The organism is Candidatus Nitrotoga sp. BS, from assembly GCF_927797785.1.
Classification (GTDB): Bacteria; Pseudomonadota; Gammaproteobacteria; order Burkholderiales; family Gallionellaceae; genus Nitrotoga.
On record NZ_CAKMLL010000103.1, the window covers coordinates 25,744 to 46,372 of the forward strand.

A 20,629-nucleotide genomic window follows, 5' to 3' on the forward strand; every position below is an offset into this window, starting at 1 on the left:
GCCGCCCGTTATTTCCGGCTGGTGGTAAAGGTAATGCGGCCATAACCAGCAAGACGCGCTGCTTCCATGATGTTAATTACGGCTTGGTGCGGCGCCTTGGCATCAGCGTTAATAATGATGACAGGATCTTTTTGCTCGCCTGCTGCTGAGCGCAGCGCTTGAGACATATTTTGTACGCTATTGAATGTTGTGGCCGCATTGTTAATAGCGTAGTGCTCCGAAGCATCGACTGACACATTGATTTGTGTTGCTTTCGAGTTTGTTTCCTCACCACTGGCCTGCGGCAGGTTAATCTGTAGTTCTGAGAATTTTGCGTATGTGGTAGTCACCATTAGAAAAATTATAACTACCAGGAATACATCTATCATTGGAATCAGGTTGATTTCTGGTTCCTCACGCATGCGACCACGTTGAAAATTCATGGCTTAACCTCGGCGTGCGCCATGTATGGTTTCAATCAGCTTGATTGCTTGCTGTTCCATCTCGATGGTAAGGCTAGCCACTTTAGCGCGAAAATGGCGATAGAAAATCATACTCGGGATAGCCACCATCAGGCCGAATGCCGTGTTGTACAAGGCTATCGAAATGCCATGGGCGAGTGCGGCGGGGGCATTTCCTGCGGAATTTTGCACGCCGAAAATTTCTATCATTCCCACCATGGTGCCGAACAGCCCTAACAGAGGGCTGATTGAAGCAACTGTGCCTAATGTGGTTAGAAAGCGTTCAAGCTCATGCGCTGCGGCGCGCCCTGCTTCCTCGACAGATTCTTTCATCACTGTGGATGGGCTTTTAATATTCTTAAGGCCAGCGGCAAAGATACGCCCGAGCGGGGATCCTGCCTCCAAGCGGGAAAGCATGGCATCGCTGACACCGCGCTGCTTAAGTTCATTGATTACTTCATCGAATAGCTCTGCTGGTGCGATTTTTTTGTTGCGTAGGTTCACCAAGCGTTCTCCAATTATCCCAACGGCAATCACAGATGCAACTATCAAAAACCAAATCGGCCAACCAGCCGCTTCTACAATGACATACACTGAATTTCTCCAAACATGCTTAAATTAATAAAGCGGAACTGTATCTGGTCGCTCTTGTTTGAGCAAGATTTCTCCAGACACGCTAACCCGAATGTCCCTGTAACTTTGTATATCAATTATGTTGATATGCTTCATAGCGTCATTGTGAATGAATTGTGATACTAAATTCATTCACTTTTATAAAATACAGTAAAAACAGATAGATACTATAAACCACAAAAGTGTTGCGCTATAATTTTGGTGTTGGATAGGGCATCTTTTTCAAATCACGGATTATTCAAAGATATGTCAATATGATTTTTAAATTAATTGAAGATGAAAAAAATCATATATTCAGTGTACAAGAGCTCAACAAGGCAGCTAAGCAACTATTGGAAAATGGCTTGCCACTGCTATGGGTGCGCGGTGAGATTTCAAATTTTGTCTGCGCCACATCCAGGCATTGGTATTTTTCCCTGAAAGATGAGCAGGCGCAAGTGCGCTGCGTGATGTTCCGCCACAAAAATCAGTACCTTGACTGGCTACCAAAAAATGGTATGCAAGTAGAAGTGTTGGCTCTGGCCACGCTGTATGAAGCTCGTGGTGAATTTCAATTGACGCTTGAACAGATGCGGCCAGCTGGACTGGGTGCGCTGTATGATGCATTCGAGCGCCTAAAACACAAATTGGAAGTCGAAGGCCTGTTTGATGCTGCACGAAAACGGCCACTGCCCTTTTTTCCTAAGCAAATTGGCATTATCACCTCGCCGCAAGCAGCAGCATTGCGCGATGTGTTGATTACCTTGGCTAAGCGTATGCCAAGTATCTCGGTCGTGCTGTATCCCACACCGGTACAAGGAGAGGGAGCGGCGCAAAAAATCGTACAAGCCATTCGCTTGGCTAATGAGCGCGCGGAGTGCGACGTGCTAATGTTATGTCGCGGGGGTGGCAGTATTGAAGATTTATGGGCCTTTAACGAAGAAATTGTCGTGCGTGCCATCTTCTCCAGCCGTATTCTGATAGTGAGCGGCATTGGCCACGAAACTGATTTTACTATCGCTGATTTTGTCGTTGATCAGCGCGCAGCGACACCCACTGCGGCAGCACAACTGATTGTGCCGGAACGGCAGGAGCTGCTGCAACGCATGTGTCATTTGGCACAGCGATTAGCACGTGGCAAACAGCGTCAATTCGAAAATGTGATGCAGCAGCTTGACTATTTGCAGCGTCGTCTAGTTCATCCCGCTCAGCGAGTGCAACAACAAACTCAGCACCTCGACAATCTGCAGCGACGCTTGCAAAACGTGCTAGTCAATATGTTGGAGCGCCAGCAATGGTGTTGGCAGTCGATGCAGCGGCGTTTACGTGCGGTGCGCCCAAACATTGAGCAGCTTGGTGCACGACAGACAACTTTGGCGCGCGACCTGCTTGAAGTCATGCAACGCTTACTGGAACGCTACGATGCGCGGCTAGGTAGCCTGCAGCAACATCTTGACCATCTCGATCCACAACAGGTATTGGCGCGCGGCTACAGTATGGTGCGTGATGCGCGCGGTGCAATTATTATGGACAGTACTGCTTTGCCTTTAGGCGCGCGCCTCGACATCACCTTCGCACATGGTTGGGCACAAGTAGAATTAATAGAAAAAGGTGAAGGCTTTCCCAATACAGATTAAGTGTGTAAACAAAGAATAGGAATACCGAGTTGGTATGCCTTGAAAGGTATACCATTAAAGGAAATGGGCAATGCAAATCCCGCTAACTTGATACGATAACGACAAGTTGATCAGGCAGGAGGTTTTAGAGTAGAATTACGGTTTTGCAAACTAGTTGGAGAAATAGCTATGGCTCGCGTCTGTCAAGTAACGGGGAAACGCCCGATGGTGGGAAACAATGTATCTCACGCCAATAATAGAACAAAGCGTCGTTTCCTGCCGAATTTGCAGCGTCGTCGCTTGTGGGTTGAAACTGAAAATCGCTGGGTATCCTTGCGCCTAACAAATGCTGGGTTACGTACCATTGACAAAAATGGTATCGATGCGGTGTTGTTTAAAATGCGCGCTCGCGGCGAAAACGTTTAAGGAGTAACGAAAGATGCGTGAAAAAATCAAGCTCGAATCCAGCGCCGGCACTGGTCATTTCTATACTACGGACAAAAATAAGCGTACTACGCCGGAAAAGCTTGAGATCAAGAAATTTGATCCAGTAGTACGCAAACATGTGATGTACAAAGAAACCAAGCTAAAGTAAGCTATTCGCTTTGTTAAGACGCATAAAAAACCCGCCTAGGCGGGTTTTTTATTTACTTTTTATTTACATCTGCACAAGAAACCTTCTAAAGGATGAGGATGCAAGAAAGACCATGCTTTTGGATGCACTGACGAGCGCATTGCGTCATTTTTCCTCGCTTTTGTGTGCTGCAACTCAAAACACCTAGGCGGCATCTCGACAGTACCCAAAAAACGGAATATCGGCCACTCTCTCATCCCTAAGCGTAGCAACGTAGTCGTTGAGAGAACTCCTGTAACGCTGCAATACCGCTGCTTTCCGCACGATGACACCAGTCTTCCAGTTGTTTAACTAACTGCTCCTTGGTGGCCGTAGAGCTTTGCCAGATGGCGGTCAGCTCTTGGCGTAAGGTATAGGTTGTCCGTAGGATACCGCTGGCTTTAATTACCACACCTAGTTTCGTTTTTTGTTGTTCAGTCAAAACGCTTTCATCCAAATGCAGCCAGTGTTTGATACGTGCCACATCAATTTTATCTGTGGCTTGCAGTTTGAGTTGGACTATTTCCGTCGAGTAGGTTTTTTTCAATAATTTGGCATATCTGGCTGCAACTTCGTAGCGATTAGCGATAACGGCGTGCAGTGTCTCCATATCACAAGAGGTCTTGGCTTGGTTCAGGCGAACTCGCGGGGCACGTTTCTTCACTTGTGCTAGACCGAATGTTTCTAAAACACGGATGTAAAACCAACCGATGTCGATTTCATACCACTTGCTGGAAAGCTTGGCGGAGGAGGCATAAGCATGGTGGTTGTTGTGCAGCTCTTCACCGCCGATGAAAATACCCCATGGCACGATGTTGGTGGACGCGTCCTCTGTCTGAAAATTGCGATAACCCCAGTAGTGTCCAATACCGTTGACAATACCAGCAGCATTAATAGGTATCCATGCCATTTGTACGGCCCATATGGTTAAACCAAGAGGGCCAAATAACAGCACGTTGATGATCAGCATCAGCGCGATACCGACCTCGCTGCGCTTACTGTAAAGATTGTTTTCCAGCCAGTCGTTCGGTGTGCAGTGGCCGTATTTGTCTAATGTTGCCTGATTCTCGGCTTCTTTACGGTAGAGAGCAGCACCTTCCAATAGCACTTTCTTGATGCCAAGAATAACCGGGCTATGTGGATCTTCTTCTGTCTCGCATTTAGCATGGTGTTTGCGGTGGATGGCGACCCATTCCTTCGTAACGATAGAGGTGGTTAGCCACAACCAGAAACGAAAAAAATGACTGGGAATAGCATGCAAATCCAGTGCGCGATGTGCCTGATGGCGGTGCAAAAAAATGGTGACCGATGCAATAGTAATATGGGTTAAGGTCAGTGCAACAACGATATAGCCCCACCATGGCAAATCAATAAAACCTGAAAACATTTACTATCTCCTGAAATATCGGCTGTAAAGTATAACTTGGAATTTTAGCATAATTTAAGAGCTTATTAAGCTGTAGCCGCCCAGATTTTTGCCTGTTCATAATCGGTAAATACGCGTATATCAGCATCCACGAACATGCGCGATAGCCAAGTCTGCCATGTAATCCACTGATCGTCGGTAATAACCGCAATCTTGCTGAAGGCATGCAGGTGTTCACGGTTGAAAAACTTGATCTCCTCCCATGCGACATCCACCGTGTAACTGATCATGTCACGTAGGTCGAATAAAAGATTGACCGTGCCGGGTGATTTAAGCATGTAGAGCGCGTGTTCCTCGAACTGCTTGAAATCGGCCAAGGTGAATTCTCCCAGCACAGCAACATTGAGCAGGGTGTGGGTTTGTTCAATTGTGATCATATTAAGTCTCTTCGTTGTTAGTTATGCGCCGCCGTGCTTGGGAGCCAACTTCAAGCTTAACACACCGCCTGCAATGATGAGTCCCATGCCTATCCATCCCATCAGTGGCAATGTCTCACCCCATAAGATCATGCCGAATATACTCGCGAATATAACGGTACTGTAGGACAAACTGCCCGCCACTAGCGTTTTTCCGGTGTGATAGGCGCGGGTCATGGCTAGCTGCGCTAACGTGGCAGTGCTGCCGAGTCCAAGCAAGATAAATAAACCAGGCGCAGTGATCGGGTTAATGGTTCCGAATAACATGCCGACACCGCTACCAATAGTGGCAATCAGACTAAAATAGAACACCACACGCCATCCAGGCTCCCCCCCTAACCCAAGCTGTTTGACATTGAGGTAAGCGATACCAGCCAAGAGGCCGGAAATTAGTCCGATTAGACCGGGGATGAGTTGATCTTGAGCCAACGTCGGATGCAGTAGCAATATTACACCACAAAATCCCAGCAGGATGGCGCCGGAGATAGCCGGGCGGAAATGCTCCTTAAAGGCTAGCATCGTCAGGATAGAGAGGTAGAGTGGTGCAGTGTAATTTAGCGTTACTGCGGTAGCCAGCGGCAGCACGGTGATGCAGTAAAAATATAGCATCAGCGCAATAGTCCCTGAAATGCCGCGCCATAAGTGCAGCTTCAAGTGATGGGTCGACAGCGACAGCCCTCGTTGGCGGATGACGGCGTAGATCATCAATAACCCAAGAATAGAACGATAAAATACTAACTCAATATGAGAAAAATATTCTGCGCCAAGTTTGACAAACACCCCCATGCAGCCGAAAAGAAACCCGGCAACCAGCATCCATAGTGCGCCCATTCTTACGGATTATATAAGCGGGAGCTTAAAAAATAGCGAATCTCGCGCAAAAGGGAATCTGACCGTTTACCTAAATAGGAGTCTCGCCCGCACGGGCAAGACAATACGCGGAATTTTCTAATGGCGATTATGATGATCACTCTCCTAAATGCGGATCAAGCTGGCGCCGCAGAAACTCATGGAAATGCAGCAGGCCATCCTCGGTCGGAGACTGATACGGCCCAGCATCTTCGATACCATGCTGGTGCAGCCATTTGCGCCCCTGATGCATTTTCAGGCAGATGGTGTCATCCTCAAGCGCGGTTTCTCGGTAGGCAGCCTTTTCCGCTTCGACATAATCACGCTCGAATAGCACGATGTCTTCGGGGTAGTAAAACTCCATAATGTTAGTGCAGGCATCGACACCACGCGGAATAACAGTGCTAACCACCAATGTATTGGGATACCACTCCACCATGATGTTAGGGTAATAAGTGAGCCAGATCGCGCCATATTTGGGTAACGTGCCGTTGTTATAACGCAGTACCTGCTCCTGCCATTTGCCGTAGGCAACACTGCCAGCTTTGCGCAGGCCATGATTGATGCCTACAGTTTGCACGCTATACCAGTCACCGAATTCCCAATGCAAATCGTCACAATTGACGAACTTACCCAAGCCGGGATGAAACGACGCTACATGGTAGTCCTCCTGATATACCTCAATGAAAGTCTTCCAATTGAAAGCATATTCATCTATCTCTACACGATCCAGTTGATAATTTGAAAAATCCAATTCCTTTAGAACAGGTATATCCGCCAGATCTTTGGTGATATCGCGTTTACCAGCGAATTGCAAACCATTCCAGTGTTGCAACGGAGTTTTATCTAGGTGCAGACAGGGGTTCTGTGGAAAGTGCGGTGCGCCCAACTGCTGACCATCCAGTTGGTACGCCCAGCGATGCAGCGGACACACAATATTATGTGCGCTACCACGGCCTTCAAGCATGATGGCCTGACGATGGCGACATATATTGGAGAGCAGCTCCACCCCGTTTTTATTACGCACCAACATTTTGGCATTATCCATCCAGTTCAGAACATGGTAATCGCCGAGGTTTGGAACCAACAGTTCGTGCCCGATATAGCCAGGGCCATTATCGAATAATATGCGCTGCTCAATCTCCAAAATTTTCGGATCGAAATACCAACGCAATGGCGGTTGTGTGAGAGCTTGAGTAAACTGATAGATCTTGGCGATCTCGGACATACCAACATTTTCCTTGCAAAAAAATAAATACGTTACGGGCAAACATAGTCAAATTGTCCCTTAAAATTGCAGGGGGGGGCAACAAAAACTGTCATTCTGTAGCGAGCAATATACTATCAGCACTTGTAGCACATGAATTGTCGGTTTACTTAGCCCACAAGCGAGCCTATCGGAACGGTATATTTTCAATCGCCATCACTGGCTTAATGTTCCATACAAAGTCGGCCGGATTCCATTCATTGCCGATCGGTTTCAAACCCCACACCACAACTGCCGAAAATTAATCACATACTTGATGGTGTCAAATACTATCTAAATCATTTGCTACGAATCAGTAATCGGCGCATCAGCTCTTCATCGGCAGTCCATCATCCACATACAGTTACACTACTTGTTCCTGAAGTTTCCTAGATAAATAAACTTAAATATTAAATTCATATTACACATTATTTTTCAATATCTTATATAAATATTTGACCTCATTATTTTTGGTTCACATTAGAAAGAAGATTCTGTTTAATCGCCGATAATTAGTCTACCCACAAAGTTTCCCGTAGTAGAATTACAGTGTGCTTGCCAAGCACTCGCGCTTACAAGCGAACAGCGAAATCCACTCAAATATCCTTCTGCAAAAAACAAAGAAAATTAATATGTACCTGATTACAAGTAACTTTGTCGCCACGTTTCACGACTCTTACTTGGCTAACCCATCTTGTTCTGAATCTTCACTCATACATAATACTGATGGAACTGAGTTATGGAAGTGGATCATCAAGAATCATTTCAACAATTGTCTGCTTTGGGCGCAGGAAGATTTGGCTCGCCGTGTTAAGGTCAGCGACATTGATATCGCCAACAATAAACGCGCTATTGATCGCTACAATCAAGCCCGCAATGATGCCATTGAATGTATTGATGAACAGTTATTAATCGCCCTTGAGCTGGTGGATGCTGCCTCTGCACGAACTGATTCGCCGATCAGCAAAGTAACAAATAATGCGCGTTTGAATAGCGAGACCGCTGGCAGTATGATCGACAGAATGTCGATCCTCGCACTGAAGATATGCGCCATGCGTCAGCAAACCGAGCGTTTTGAAGTTGATGAAGCTCATCGTTTAACGTGTCTTAGAAAATTAGAACGGTTGAATGAGCAGCGCAGCGACTTGGGTGCTTGCCTGGACGAGTTGCTAGTTGATACACAAGCGGGCCGAGCATACTTCAAAGTTTATCGCCAATTCAAAATGTACAACGATCCGCAGTTGAATCCGGCGTTGGTGGCAGAAAGTAAATTGTGAGTATTTTAATTTAAATCCAGAAACGAAATAAAATTCTCATGAGCGATTACGCTGCCATCTTGCTCAAGGCGTCTCGCACTCTCGCCACTACCTCTTCCCAATTGCCAATATTGCATTGTCGGAACAAGCGAAGAGATGGGTACCACGGACTATCTTCCCTCTCCAGCAACCAGCGCCAGTCTGCCGCAAATGGCAACAACACCCATGCCGGTTTGCCAATAGCACCCGCAAGATGCGCAACCGATGTATCGACACAAATCACGAGATCAAGATTGGCAATTAATGCCGCTGTACTCGCAAAATCTCCGATGTCTTCCGTCAAGCCGATAAAATGGAGATTGGCAAGCGGATCATTAGCTTGAGCCTCTCCAAAGCCCTTTTGCAGGTTAAAAAACACCACATTTTCTACGGTCCCCAGCAAATCAAGTTGACGGAGAGATATGGAGCGATTCTGATCGTTCTTGTTTCCGGGACTACCAGCCCACATCAACCCCACTTTTAATGCTGATCCTGTATTTGGCATGCGCTTTCGCCAACCTTCAACCAAACCTTCATCCGGGAAAAGATAAGGAGCCGCTGCTGGTATTTCCCCCTCAGCTATGCGTAGCCTGGATGGCAGGCTGAGTAATGGACAATGGAAGTCGTATTGGGGTAGAGGGTCGCCTCGTAAGATGATTTCATGTATGCCTTTTACCCCTTTAAACAGGCGTTTCAGGGCAGGCTTGCATTCAAACAAGATGTGCTCCCCAAGCGAAGCCAGCAGTGGCGCATATCGAATGAACTGTATCGCATCGCCAAAACCCTGTTCTGCGTGCAAAAGTAATTTCTTACCGCGAAGGTCTTCGCCATTCCATAACGGGCGCGTAAAACGATTTCCTTCACCAGCCAATTCTGGCGTCTTCAGACGCCACTCATACTCATCCCAGCCACGCGAAAAATTACCCGTTACGAGTAACGCGAGTGAAAGGTTCCAGTGTGCCTGAGCAAAATCGGGCCGTAAGGCTATAGCTCTTTCGTAATACGTAACTGCTTCAGCAGGACGTCCTGTGGCTTCGAAAATCAAGCCCAAGTTGTTATATGCGTCCACGTAGTTGACGTTAAGAGCGATTGCTTGACGATAACATTCAGTAGCTCGTTGATGATCACCCATGGCTTGAAACACCAATCCTAGATTATTATGAAAATCCGGAATCGAAGGCTGAATCTGGATGGCTTGCTCAATCAATTTCAAGGCTTTTTCGTGGACACCTGACTGATAAGCAATGACTCCCGAATATTGCATCGCAACTGCATTTTGCGGCTGTTCGTGCAAAATCAAGCCATAAATTGTGTTGGCATGAACGATACGACCCAGCTGATGGTGCTTTAATGCGACGGACAACATCCATTGAATGTCCGCCTCGCGTGTTGCGCCGCGTGGCACAGGTGTCACGACAATTTTTCCGCAGCAGTTCTTGTAACGTTCACCGCTACCACACGGACATGTCTCATTTCGACTTATCGGTTTTGAAGCAGGCAGGCTTGCCATTGCCGTCAATTGACTGCGAGCCTCCGAATGCGCAGGATTGTATTCAAGGATGCGTTGAAAGACTGCCTCAGCGAAACGAAACTGCCGCAGATCCCGGTAATTTATTCCGAGTTGAAAAAACTGGATGGAATTTGTAACATTGGATGGCAGGCTATTAATAAACTCTTCCACTTCATTCGGAGCAAGGGCCATCCACATGTTAAATAAGCCATGAAAACCGAAAGTCTGGCGGGTAGGATAAGTTGTTTCGTAGGAAAATTTTTCTGCCGTAGATTCTGGCGCGAACCGCACTTGGTATTGCTCCTCCAGCATGGGGCGATATTTGCGGCCAATTAGTTCATCTTCTACCAACTCTTCATCTAACGGAATTTCCCGCGTAGCAAGTAACAATTTACGCGACCGCAGCGAAAAACCACCGTTACCAACTTTGAATTCATCTTTGTGATGACCCCACACCGCACCGATATAGTCAAAATTCAGGAATTCATTCGTCCATGCGTTGGGGTTAATAATGTAGCCATCCCACTGAACAAGAAGCACGAAATCACTATCAATATAATGATGTAACTCATGCAGTACAAACATCGAATATTCCTGCCGTGAGCGAATCGGTGGAATTTCGACTGTTTCAATACCTGGAAGGGCAAAATCTCGGTTCGTCAGGAAAAGTACGCGGTCAAAGTCAAATTTTTCTTTAGATTTATTCAATGCCTTGATGGCAAGTTCATGATTGACGCAGTCCACGCAGCAAAGCGTGATAGTGCTAATTTGTCCTGTATCCATCGCAAAGCCAGTTAATTTTGAACTTGAAGAATCGACATTTTTCATCGTTAGCTTTTACAGTTGTGTATTTTCAGTATAACTTTAAATAAGTTCTTGGCATGCTCGACAACAAGATCAGCTGAGAAGAAAACTCGTTCTACCCGGGGTTTACTTCTCTCGTTCCATAGAATCAAGCTGGCGCTCAGCGGATGTCTTGTCGCTTCGGGCTTCGTTTTGTTGTACTCATTGCCAGGAGATAGGCAACAATTTCTTTTGTGACTTTCGCTCTATTAGGAATCTCTTGTGCAAGCCCCGGCATCAGCGTGTTGTATCGAATACTCGATGGATTCTCGATCCAGCGTGTCAGGTATTCAGGCTTGATGTACTCGATCACACTTGTCGGGTAATTAAGTTCAGGTGCTTTGTTGCCGCCTTCACCATTGATCATATGGCATGCCATGCAATACTTGCGAAAGTGCAAGAAACCACGCTGCACTTCTGCAGATGCCGTGGCTGGCGGGGCAAGATTCGGAAAGCGAGTCGCAAACTCTGTGAGTTCGATACTCTTTACCTGATAAGGCATGTCAGACGCGCCATCCTCAAGTAATATTTTTGATTTTATATTGTCCCAGATTAAGTAGAGTGGCCCGAGTTGTACGACCTCGTTATTTTGTAGTACGTTGGTCATCGTAAATGGCGAACCATCGTCGTGAGCAAAAGCGAAATAGGCATCATGGGAGAGAAATTTTGTTACCGGAATACTCGCCTGATATCCATCCATGGAAATGAATACGATCTCCCCTGCTTTCTCCCAATCTTTGCCAAATGTTTTGTCAAAGAGCGCTTTGGCGGAATATGCCTTGTAAATATGCTCTTTTTTCTCGTGGATCTCGAAAATTTTTAACGAAACTGCTGGAGCAACAATAGCAATATCGCTTAAAGACAACGTATTAACAATTCGACCTTTGTCCTTGAACTCAATGCCGATGTTGCTTTGTGAGAATGCTGGTGCAGGTAAACAAATGCTGCCGCAAATTGCGATAAGAATCAGAATAATATTCAGCAAACTGCTTTTGTTTCGATTAATCATATTATGCCTCCATAGTCGGCAGTAAATGTTCTTAAAAAGATGCCATCACTCAGAATGCAGCACAGCTCGTCGACAAGCAATTCCTGTGTCGGCATCAGTGTTGTATTTTGAGTATGTGCGAGCAATAAGAACGATCCTGAAAGTTTTCGCACCCTTTCCACTTGCGTACTGTGGCAACAGTGACGATTTGCAAATAGGCCTGCCGTGACACTTGCAGGCGAAGTATTGATTCAGATCGCGTTCAAGGATTTGTTCGTGCGCATGGTTGGTCTTCACTCAAGATTATCTCTCTCTGTCATGACTCAATCTTGTCTCGCATCAACAGACGGACTCTAATTAGTGGCCAGCCACGGACTGGGATATGTCCATACGGGTCGGGACACTCCCAGTGTTGCGAATCATTCCGTGCAGCGTCTCGTCCCTAGCCGTGCAGGACGCCAGCACTCGCGCGCGGCCCAGCAATTCTCGACGTCGCTGTTCATTTATCGGTCTCATTCCGCAGGATTTCACGACTCAGCTGGTACACAGCCATTGCATACATTGCGCTGTGATTATACCGAGTGATCACATAAAAATTGTTCAGCCCGAGCCAGTACTCGTCGCCGTTCTCACCTTCAAAATGAAATAAGGCCGCCATTTCATCGTCGCCGAGTGACTGCTGCGGCTTTACGCCTTTGTTTTTTAACACACTGACGCTGGTATGCGGCTTGAGTGTATTAATATTATCAATGCCGTCGGGGGTGGCGACGCTGGCGGGGCTGGCGACCGGTTCGCCCTTGCTCCAGCCGTGAACGCTGAAATAGTTCGCGACACTGCCGATCACATCGGCCGGATTGTTCCACAGATCGCGTTTACCATCGCCGTCGAAATCAACAGAGTACTGCCGATAGCTGCTGGATATAAACTGTGGCATACCCATCGCGCCGGCATAGGAACCCACAATCTCACCGGCATCGATGTTTTCATCGCGCGCAAGCAGCAGAAACTGCTCCAGCTCGGAGAGGAAAAAACGGCTGCGCGGCGGGTAATCGAAACCGAGCGTCGTCAGTGAATCCAGAACCCGCGTTTTGCCACTGCGCTGACCGTAGTAAGTTTCGACGCCGATGATCGCAGTGATAATCTCTGCCGGCACACTATACGTCTTTTCAGCGCGTGCCAGCGTATCCCGGTGTCGGCGCAGAAATTCCCTGCCCTTGTCGATGCGCTTGTCGGTAATAAAAATTGAACGGTATTGGGCCCAGGTCATGGTTTTCTCGGCCGGCCGCGCGATGGCTTCAAGCACCCAGTCTTTTTTCTCAACCCGCGAGAACAGATCATGCAGCTTCTGTTGGTCGAAACTGTGTTTTTTAGACATTTGCGCGATAAACTCCTGCACATCAGCGCGTTCGTCATAATTCGCGAAAACCGTTAAGGGTATTAGGCACAGCAGCAGAAGTAGTGAGCGATGTTTATTGATAGTCATTGATTGAGGTTGATTGAAATTAATTGAAGTTGGTTGTTATTGGTTGTCACTATTATTTTGACAATAGCCGACAATGCGAATTGATCGACACCAGCAAAAGACCGAAACTGGCCTGCGAGGTCGGCGAAAATAGCCCACGCAAGATGATGAACGCACACAGGGACAATAACACCACAGCGCCCATGATACCAAACTCCCCTGTTCATTGACCACACTCAACATTGCACATATTGAAATCGTTTTAGGATCAGTTATTTGGGGGTATGGTGACTGTCTTTTCCAGTCATGTTCCTAATAAACATGGTTAAACTAAGACTACGAAAATAACGGGGCAATGTTGTATTGCTCACGCGACTTGACCCGTTAAACTCTGCTTGATCTTGTTTCAATATTCGACAGAGGCACTTATCACTTCAGTTTTTCCTGGGAAAAATTTCTATCAATCAAATTTAATTACATAAAATACATCAACCGCGCTATCTAATCCGGCTTGAGTGACAACGTTAATTTTGGGCGTGAGATTGTAAGTGAGTTTTGTAATACCAATGTTTGCGCTGCTGAGGCCACGTTCATAGCTAAGATAAGCGCGTGAAGAAATGCGCTTGCCGACGGTGCCAATTTGGCTGGTGAGTGGGTTACTACTACTGCTGCTACTGTCTTGTCTGAAGGATATTTCATCAACGCCTAATGTTCGGCTTAATTGTTGCGTGAATCCTTCGCCTGATGGTTGACCGCCGAGAATAGATTCAGCGGCAGTGAGTAGCAGTGCTGTGTCTACATTGCCTGAATTGATTGCGCGTCCAAATACAATCCAAGAAAGTTTTTCTGCATCCGATACATTGGGTGTGGAGACCAAGCGAATGGCAGGACGACGTGCTGAACCCGAAATTTCAACGCCTGCTTCAATAGTGAGCCCTTTACGCATCGCAAGAATATTCAATCCGGGATCATCCAAAGGGCCATTAAAATTCACAATACCGCGTTCAACGGTTAATTGCTGCCCGTAAGCCAAGTATTTTGCTTTGTCAGTTGCAATGGCGCCTGTCGCCGTTAGCTTGTTCTTGTCGTTTGTTTTTAGATGTAATGCACCTTTTAGTTGCCCCTCAAGTCCTGCCGCACGTAGATAAAACTGTTTACCCAGATCAATGGTCGCATCTAAATTAAGGTTAAATTTCTGTGTAGCTTGTGATGATTGGCCGCGTATAATAATGTCATCAGCTAACTGTGGTCGGTCGCTGGGTGGTCGTATCAGAAAACCAGCGTCTGCAATAATGTTGCTGTCTAATGTCAGTGTATTGTCACTGAGCTTGGCCTGTCCATTTCCTGAAGCAATAATCCAATGGTGTGATTTTAGCGCTAAGGGGAGATGGTCGAGTTTAATTTTTAAATGGCTAGCATTGCCAACTAAACCAATCGTGCCAGTTATATCAAGGTTGCCAGGTTTCTTTGGGACATTTACTTTCGCCAGTAAGTTATCACGGGGATTGGGTACGAAAGGTGATGTAAATTTAAAAACATTGATATGCAGTTCGTTGCGGTCAAAATTGGCATCAAGTTGGCCCTGCTGTAGCTGCAATCCTTGGTCTAATAATGCAAAGGATAAAGCTGTTCCTTTAACATTGCCTGAGAACAGCGGGCTCTTTAACGTGCCGCTTAATTTTGCTTGTAAGTCAAGCTGACCGCCACTTTTTATATTGTCATCCAGCATTGCGCCAATGCGCGAAATATCATCCATTTCGATGGCGATCTGACCTTTAAGCGCGGCGTCAGGTAAGATGGTCCAGCCCGAGTCGGATAACGTGAGTGGCAATGCGATGCTGGCACGGCTGGTGCCAATGTGTTTGCCTTTGGCGACTAATTCACCCGTCAGGATGCCATTATTTGCATGGCCGGTGATTTGTAATTGTTCCAAACCCAATGGAAACGGGAGTTCTCCTGGCAGAATCCAGTCGCCTTTTTCACGTGTAATTTGTAAGCTGCCGGTCAATTGCTTGGCCGCTTTCACATCCCATTCGCCGCCAAGCTCTAGCGTTCCTTGAGCTTCTTCAGTATCACTTCCATGGCGTAAAGAAATTCCGGTAAATCGACCCTGAGTATGCCATTTATCGGGCGTCCATTGGGTGGTGTTCAATCGTATCTCACCCTTCCCAATAGATAACTGAGCGGCGTCTAGTGATGCGTGCTTCGTGCTGACATCGAGTTTTGTTGCAGCTTGTAAATTTAGGGGCAGGACACCGCTTGAAGACAGTTCAGTTAACTTACCCGCCCAATAAAATGTGGGATTAATTTGATCAGTTTGTAATAATCCACCAGCTGCTTGCAAAGTTAATTTATTATCGTCATTAAGTTGTAGCATGGCTTTAATCTGATGATCAGATTGCTTACCTGCAATGGTGATGTTCAGCTGTTGCGCAAGCGTGTTATCTGACTTGCGATAGTTATTCGCCTGTAGATTAAGTTTAATGGCAGTATTTTGTAGATTTCCTTGCGCAGTTATATGGTTGAGATAATGTCCGCCTGGTAGAGAAAACTTATCGCCCGTGAGATCAAACTGTAAGGCGGGTGACGATAAAGTACCGCCAAAATTAGCTTGTAAGTTGAGTGTGCCGCCGATTCCAAAGCCAATTTGAGCCAGTTCAGGCGCCCTTATTTCTAATTGCATACGGTCATCTGGTGCACCGATTTTGCCATGTGCACGAAGATAATTTGAACCAATGGAAAACTCAACAGCCGCTTTGGCTCGGTCAATGCTGTCAAAATCAATATCGCCATGGCCTGCCACTGAATGCTTGGCAAATTGGCTTTTTTCGAATTTAAAACTTAATGAACCGGCTGGCTGTGGACTGAGATTACCAGACAGGGTTAGTTGCGCATTGAGATCAGATTCAGGCGCTTGAATAAATTCAGCGAGATTGAAATGCGCTAGCTGGCCGTTAAAATTAAACGGTTGTTGATCGCCAAGGCCAAACTCACCCTGTCCGGTCAGTATAGATTGGTTGCGACTTAGCTTGAGTTGCTGTAAATGGATGGTTGCTGCCGCATGTGTTAATTGTGCGTTCAGATTGAGTGTTTCGTCTTTAAGTGCAATGATGCCATGTTGTTTTTCTGTATTGCCCTCCAGCTTGATATGACCATTAAGCCGTGCAACTTTTAAACGCGTATCCAACGCAAGTGGGTTAAGTTGTTTAATCTCTAAATTTGCTGAGCCGGAAGATAGGCTAGTGTTCCATGCAAAATTACCAGAGATTATTCCTTCGTCTATCAAATGTAACAAAAGATCGTCAAATTGTAGTGAATCTCGGGATATTTTTAGACGCGCTTTAATATCATGTACCGGCAAGCCTCCTTGATCTAAAGCCTTTGCTAATTTATTTTTAATCAGTAAATTGCCAGCTAATTCCGACTGATTGTTTTTTTGTAAGTCAATAGACAGCAATAAATCAGCTTTGGGTGTTTTGGATGAAAACTGTTGGGGATCAAATCCATCAACAGATAAACGCAATGCGCCGACCGGAAATGATGCAAAGGGCTGTATTAATATATCACCGTCACCATTAAGAACATCGCCCGCTGCTGTAATGGATAAATTTAGTTGAGATAAGTTGCCATTAATAGCTGCGTTGATACGGGTCTCTGATAATGATGTTTGTGCAATTTCTGTTAAGCCAACGAGCTTAGCCTGAGCGGTTAGATTAAAGGGCTTATTTCCTTCTAGATTAGCTGAAGCAAAGAATGATCCAAATTCTGAATTGAAACTTAAATGAGGCAGGTGATGTTGCTGTCCATCGCTTTTTAGCGCTGCTTTCAACTTTGATATGGAGAAATCAGCATTTTTTTTAATTTTGGAGAAAAAACTTAAAGAATCTACTTCAATATTTTGTATTGAAATAGATAACGGTAGATTCATGTGCTCAGGTAACAATGATGGGTCTGAAGAAGGCGGCACGAGTATTTCGACTTCTCGCGCAGATAATTGCTTGACCAATAATTTCTTTGAGAAAAGTGCGCTCGGTTGCCAGTCAAATGCAAACTCGGTAAGTTTGAATTGCTTATCTCCACTGGCGATACGAACTGATTGAATCTTAATAGTGCTGAAAGTGCCACTTACACCTGCAAACTTGTAATTTCCTAAGCTGATGGATGAGGCCGTAGCAAGTAACCATTGCAAGCCAGGGGTGGTGGTAAATACCCAGATACCAAAGGCTGTGCCGCATAATGTCATAACAAGCGATACAGCAACAATCCAGCGCAGTATTCTGCGTTTCTTTTTGATAGGGGCTGGACTTGTGGTTATTTGTTTTGCCAAAATCAAAAAGAAACAGCAATAGAAAAATGAACTCGAAACATGCCTGTGTCATGCCCTCGAGCTAAATCCAGTGCCAATGGACCAACCGGACTACGCCAGCGTAAACCCACGCCATATCCAACTGAAGGATTGAATTTTTTCCAACTATCTGCAGCGCTACCAATATCGGTAAATACCGCACCACCCCATTGGTCAATTAGCCAGTGAGTGTATTCTATGGTGCCGGTTGCTATTGTGCGTCCACCCACGATGGCATTTCCTTCATGGACGCCTAAACTCAGGAAATCATAACCACGCACCGAATTAATTCCACCTGCCCGAAATAGATATTCCTGTGGGATACCAAAACGTGAGCCAGCCACGGTAAAACCTGCTTCGCCACGTATGAATAGAACATCACGTTTAGCAAAAGGCCACCAGAGTTGTTGGCGCGCATAGGTGCGTAAAAAATTCTGGTCAGACAAAACCTGTCGACTGGCACCACCAATGCGTATTTCTGAAATATTCCCTTGTCGAACATTGAGTGGGTTGTCGACTTTGTTTTTTCGCCACTGCCAATCTATGACGAGTGCTTCGTTGTTTTCCCTGATACCACTAGAAGGGAGTCTTTTTTCTCGTTGCCAGCTTAAGCCTAGTTGACGTTGAGTAGTTTTGGTTACATACCTTCTTGTCAAGTTGATACTTTGATTGATGGTTTCCAGATCCTCAATGTCTGTTCGTTGTAGGCGTGAGCCTAAAGAATATTGGATGTTATCTTGGTTTGGCAAGGTATCAATACCCGCAAAAAATGTTTGCTGCTTTTGTTCTAAACGCAATGTGGAGTTGAGATTTAAATTGCGATCAAGAAAATTATAGTTTTGAAAGTTGATCTCGCCTCGCCCACCATTGTTTGAGCTGTAACCCGCGCCTAGAGCTATGCTTTTTGATTTTTTTTCACTAAGCTGGACGAAAATAGGCGCAGCTTTGTGCAATGACCTGTCAGGATTAATACTGACAGAGACAGAGCTAAAATTGGGCACTTTTTGTAGCGAATCTTGAAAAGAAAAAAGTAATTCTCTGCGATAAGGATCACCAGGTTTAAAAGGTGAAAAATTCTCGATTTTCGTATCTTTATAACGCTCCAGACCGGTAACTATTAATTCCCCAAAGTAAAACGCAGGCCCCGAATCAACTACGACGATAAGTTGTGCACGTTTATTTTCGGGGTCTACAATAGCCTGACTATCCATGATCTCTGCTGCAGCATAATCTTTATACTTTACTTCTGACAGTAACTTGGCTTTAGCTTCTTCCCAATCGTGAGAACGAAAAGGTTTGCCTGTTTTTAATGGCCATGCCTTACGTAACTGTGTTATTCGTTCTTGTTGTGCTTTTGTATTGACCGTGATTTCGCCCTTGAACTCAATGGTTACTTCACTGACGTGTGTGCGTGGCCCAGGTTTAATAATAAGTTCTAAGTCTTCCGACGATTTTCGGCTTAGCGCTACTGTAGGCGAGAAGTAGCCCTCTGTAGCTAACAATCCACTTATCTCACGTTTAGCTCGTCGTAAAAAAACTTGCTTTGATGTTTCATCAACGAGTGGTGCATCGGGTAGTTCAAAATGTTCGAGGAGCAAGGCATTAATTGAACTTGGTGCTGACAGTGTGATTTTGGATGGATTATTTTTTTGAAATAAGGGTTGTGTTAATTCTTGCAGAAATGATTGTGCTGATGCAGGCTGATTAGTAAACGTAATAATAGTCAAGAATAATAGTAATAAAAACCAGCGACCAAAAAGAAAATGATTAGGCAATTTTGCCACAGATATCCTTATACGATTTAATCATAAGCTGTTGAAGTTAAAAAACTGTTTATTCGCTAAATTTTAGTTATCAGAAGGTTGAAAAGCATCTGTTCGTATTCTACTACTAAAAGAGTGCGCATCATGTCGTCCATGCTACCGATGAATTTTCTTTAATGTAATCGATCAGCAACATTTCTAGATGTCGTAAAAACGAGATTTTCGGATTTTTATGCAATGCCAGTTCCTGTTTTTGGCGATGAGAAATTAATATAATTAATCATTGGGTTGGAGCCTGGATACATGGAGCTGAACGAACTGGCAAACCTTTTCAGGTGAATATACAGACAGTTAGTTTTACTAGACATTACATAAATTTTGTTAACGAGTCACCATGAATCCATATCAGCAGATGATGATTTAGCGATGATTCAGTATCGTAATACCAATGTAGTTAATTACTTGCCGCTTGAGAAAATGCACCAGCTAAATTTGTTATTTGTACCCATAGATAGAAAAGAGACAGAAAATAAAATGGTTTGCAACCGTTAGGTTGCAAACCATTTATTATGTTGGTCGGGGCGAGAGGATTCGAACCTCCGACCACTTGGCCCCCAGCCAAGTACGCTACCAGGCTGCGCTACGCCCCGAAGATGAGAATTATAACAGAGCAAAAATATCAACAAATAAAAGTTTTCATTAAGTACACTTGCTTGAAGATGGAGGCGGGGGTCGGAATCGAACCGGCGTACACGGCTTTGCAGGCCGCTGCATGACCACTCTGCCACCCCGCCATTTTGCGCGTACTCTAGGGAAAAAATGGGAAAGCAAGATACTCTCCCAAGAAGTTGGAGCGGGAAACGAGACTCGAACTCGCGACCTCAACCTTGGCAAGGTTGCGCTCTACCAGCTGAGCTATTCCCGCAAAAATCGAAGTCCGCATTATAGTGATATTGCTATCCGTGTCAAGAAAGTGGCATAAGTAATCGCGAATTAGCCAGCTTGATTGATGAGGACTACGATGTTTTTGCTAACGTGATATGCATATCTGTATAATGCGCATTGTGAAATGAATTTGTTCGCATCACTCATTCCAAACTTGTTTTAATATCGCCCGGGTGGTGAAATTGGTAGACACAACGGACTTAAAATCCGTCGGCTGGAAACGGCTGTGCCGGTTCAAGTCCGGCCCCGGGCACCAACAA

General features: G+C 45.5%; 15 protein-coding genes and 4 tRNA genes. 5 read left to right on the forward strand and 14 right to left on the reverse strand.

Features of this window, described 5'->3' with window-relative positions:
- Window positions 1–8: 8 nt before the first annotated feature.
- Both MJ769_RS12700 and MJ769_RS12705 read right to left on the reverse strand, forming a co-directional pair.
- The gene (locus MJ769_RS12700) at window positions 9–422 is read right to left on the reverse strand and encodes an ExbD/TolR family protein (RefSeq protein WP_239237516.1); all 414 of its coding nucleotides are present in this window, start codon (window positions 420–422) and stop codon (window positions 9–11) included.
- Between the two features lie 3 nt (window positions 423–425).
- On the reverse strand, window positions 426–1,034 hold the full coding sequence (locus MJ769_RS12705; RefSeq protein WP_239237517.1) for a MotA/TolQ/ExbB proton channel family protein: 609 nt from the start codon (window positions 1,032–1,034) through the stop codon (window positions 426–428).
- 293 nt (window positions 1,035–1,327) lie between these two features.
- Here MJ769_RS12705 and xseA point away from each other — a divergent pair, with 293 nt between their 5' ends.
- From xseA to rpmG, 3 genes are all read left to right on the forward strand, one after another.
- Entirely contained in the window at window positions 1,328–2,689 is a 1,362-nt protein-coding gene (gene xseA, locus MJ769_RS12710; RefSeq protein WP_239237518.1) for an exodeoxyribonuclease VII large subunit, read from the forward strand.
- Window positions 2,690–2,857: 168 nt separating this feature from the next.
- Window positions 2,858–3,094, forward strand: coding sequence for a 50S ribosomal protein L28 (rpmB, locus tag MJ769_RS12715; RefSeq protein ID WP_239237519.1), 237 nt, complete (start codon window positions 2,858–2,860; stop codon window positions 3,092–3,094).
- Between the two features lie 13 nt (window positions 3,095–3,107).
- Window positions 3,108–3,263: a 50S ribosomal protein L33 gene (rpmG, locus tag MJ769_RS12720; protein ID WP_239237520.1), complete on the forward strand. Its 156-nt coding sequence runs from the start codon at window positions 3,108–3,110 to the stop codon at window positions 3,261–3,263.
- 238 nt (window positions 3,264–3,501) lie between these two features.
- On the opposite strand, the gene MJ769_RS12725 is transcribed toward rpmG, so the two are convergent.
- From MJ769_RS12725 to MJ769_RS12740, 4 genes are all read right to left on the reverse strand, one after another.
- Window positions 3,502–4,668 carry a DesA family fatty acid desaturase gene (locus tag MJ769_RS12725; protein ID WP_239237521.1) on the reverse strand — a complete coding sequence of 389 codons (1,167 nt, stop codon included), beginning with the start codon at window positions 4,666–4,668 and terminating at the stop codon, window positions 3,502–3,504.
- Between the two features lie 65 nt (window positions 4,669–4,733).
- The gene (locus MJ769_RS12730; protein WP_239237522.1) at window positions 4,734–5,084 is read right to left on the reverse strand and encodes a SpoIIAA family protein; all 351 of its coding nucleotides are present in this window, start codon (window positions 5,082–5,084) and stop codon (window positions 4,734–4,736) included.
- 21 nt (window positions 5,085–5,105) lie between these two features.
- Window positions 5,106–5,954 (reverse strand): DMT family transporter, encoded by an 849-nt coding sequence (locus tag MJ769_RS12735; RefSeq protein WP_239237523.1) that lies wholly within the window; start codon window positions 5,952–5,954, stop codon window positions 5,106–5,108.
- Window positions 5,955–6,090: 136 nt separating this feature from the next.
- Window positions 6,091–7,200, reverse strand: coding sequence for an aromatic ring-hydroxylating oxygenase subunit alpha (locus MJ769_RS12740; RefSeq protein WP_239237524.1), 1,110 nt, complete (start codon window positions 7,198–7,200; stop codon window positions 6,091–6,093).
- Window positions 7,201–7,850: 650 nt separating this feature from the next.
- Between MJ769_RS12740 and MJ769_RS12745 the strand changes: the two genes are divergently transcribed.
- Window positions 7,851–8,495, forward strand: a complete 645-nt coding sequence (locus MJ769_RS12745) for a DUF4254 domain-containing protein (RefSeq protein WP_239237525.1) — start codon at window positions 7,851–7,853, stop codon at window positions 8,493–8,495.
- A 46-nt stretch (window positions 8,496–8,541) separates the two neighbouring features.
- On the opposite strand, the gene MJ769_RS12750 is transcribed toward MJ769_RS12745, so the two are convergent.
- From MJ769_RS12750 to MJ769_RS12785, 8 genes are all read right to left on the reverse strand, one after another.
- A complete protein-coding gene (locus MJ769_RS12750) occupies window positions 8,542–10,851 on the reverse strand; it encodes a DUF5672 family protein (RefSeq protein WP_239237526.1) in 2,310 nt (769 codons plus the stop codon).
- A 136-nt stretch (window positions 10,852–10,987) separates the two neighbouring features.
- Window positions 10,988–11,875: a cytochrome c gene (locus tag MJ769_RS12755; protein WP_239237527.1), complete on the reverse strand. Its 888-nt coding sequence runs from the start codon at window positions 11,873–11,875 to the stop codon at window positions 10,988–10,990.
- Window positions 11,876–12,353: 478 nt separating this feature from the next.
- Window positions 12,354–13,337, reverse strand: a complete 984-nt coding sequence (mltB, locus tag MJ769_RS12760; protein WP_239237528.1) for a lytic murein transglycosylase B — start codon at window positions 13,335–13,337, stop codon at window positions 12,354–12,356.
- Window positions 13,338–13,776: 439 nt separating this feature from the next.
- Window positions 13,777–17,649 carry a translocation/assembly module TamB domain-containing protein gene (locus tag MJ769_RS12765; RefSeq protein WP_239237529.1) on the reverse strand — a complete coding sequence of 1,291 codons (3,873 nt, stop codon included), beginning with the start codon at window positions 17,647–17,649 and terminating at the stop codon, window positions 13,777–13,779.
- Window positions 17,646–19,445 carry an autotransporter assembly complex protein TamA gene (locus tag MJ769_RS12770; protein WP_239237530.1) on the reverse strand — a complete coding sequence of 600 codons (1,800 nt, stop codon included), beginning with the start codon at window positions 19,443–19,445 and terminating at the stop codon, window positions 17,646–17,648. The genes MJ769_RS12765 and MJ769_RS12770 overlap by 4 nt, the downstream gene beginning before the upstream one ends.
- 552 nt (window positions 19,446–19,997) lie before the next feature.
- A tRNA-Pro gene (locus MJ769_RS12775) sits at window positions 19,998–20,074 on the reverse strand.
- Window positions 20,075–20,144: 70 nt separating this feature from the next.
- Window positions 20,145–20,218 (reverse strand) — tRNA-Cys (locus tag MJ769_RS12780).
- Window positions 20,219–20,273: 55 nt separating this feature from the next.
- A tRNA-Gly gene (locus tag MJ769_RS12785) sits at window positions 20,274–20,349 on the reverse strand.
- A gap of 187 nt (window positions 20,350–20,536) precedes the next feature.
- Between MJ769_RS12785 and MJ769_RS12790 the strand changes: the two genes are divergently transcribed.
- A tRNA-Leu gene (locus MJ769_RS12790) sits at window positions 20,537–20,625 on the forward strand.
- The last annotated feature ends 4 nt before the right edge of the window (window positions 20,626–20,629 follow it).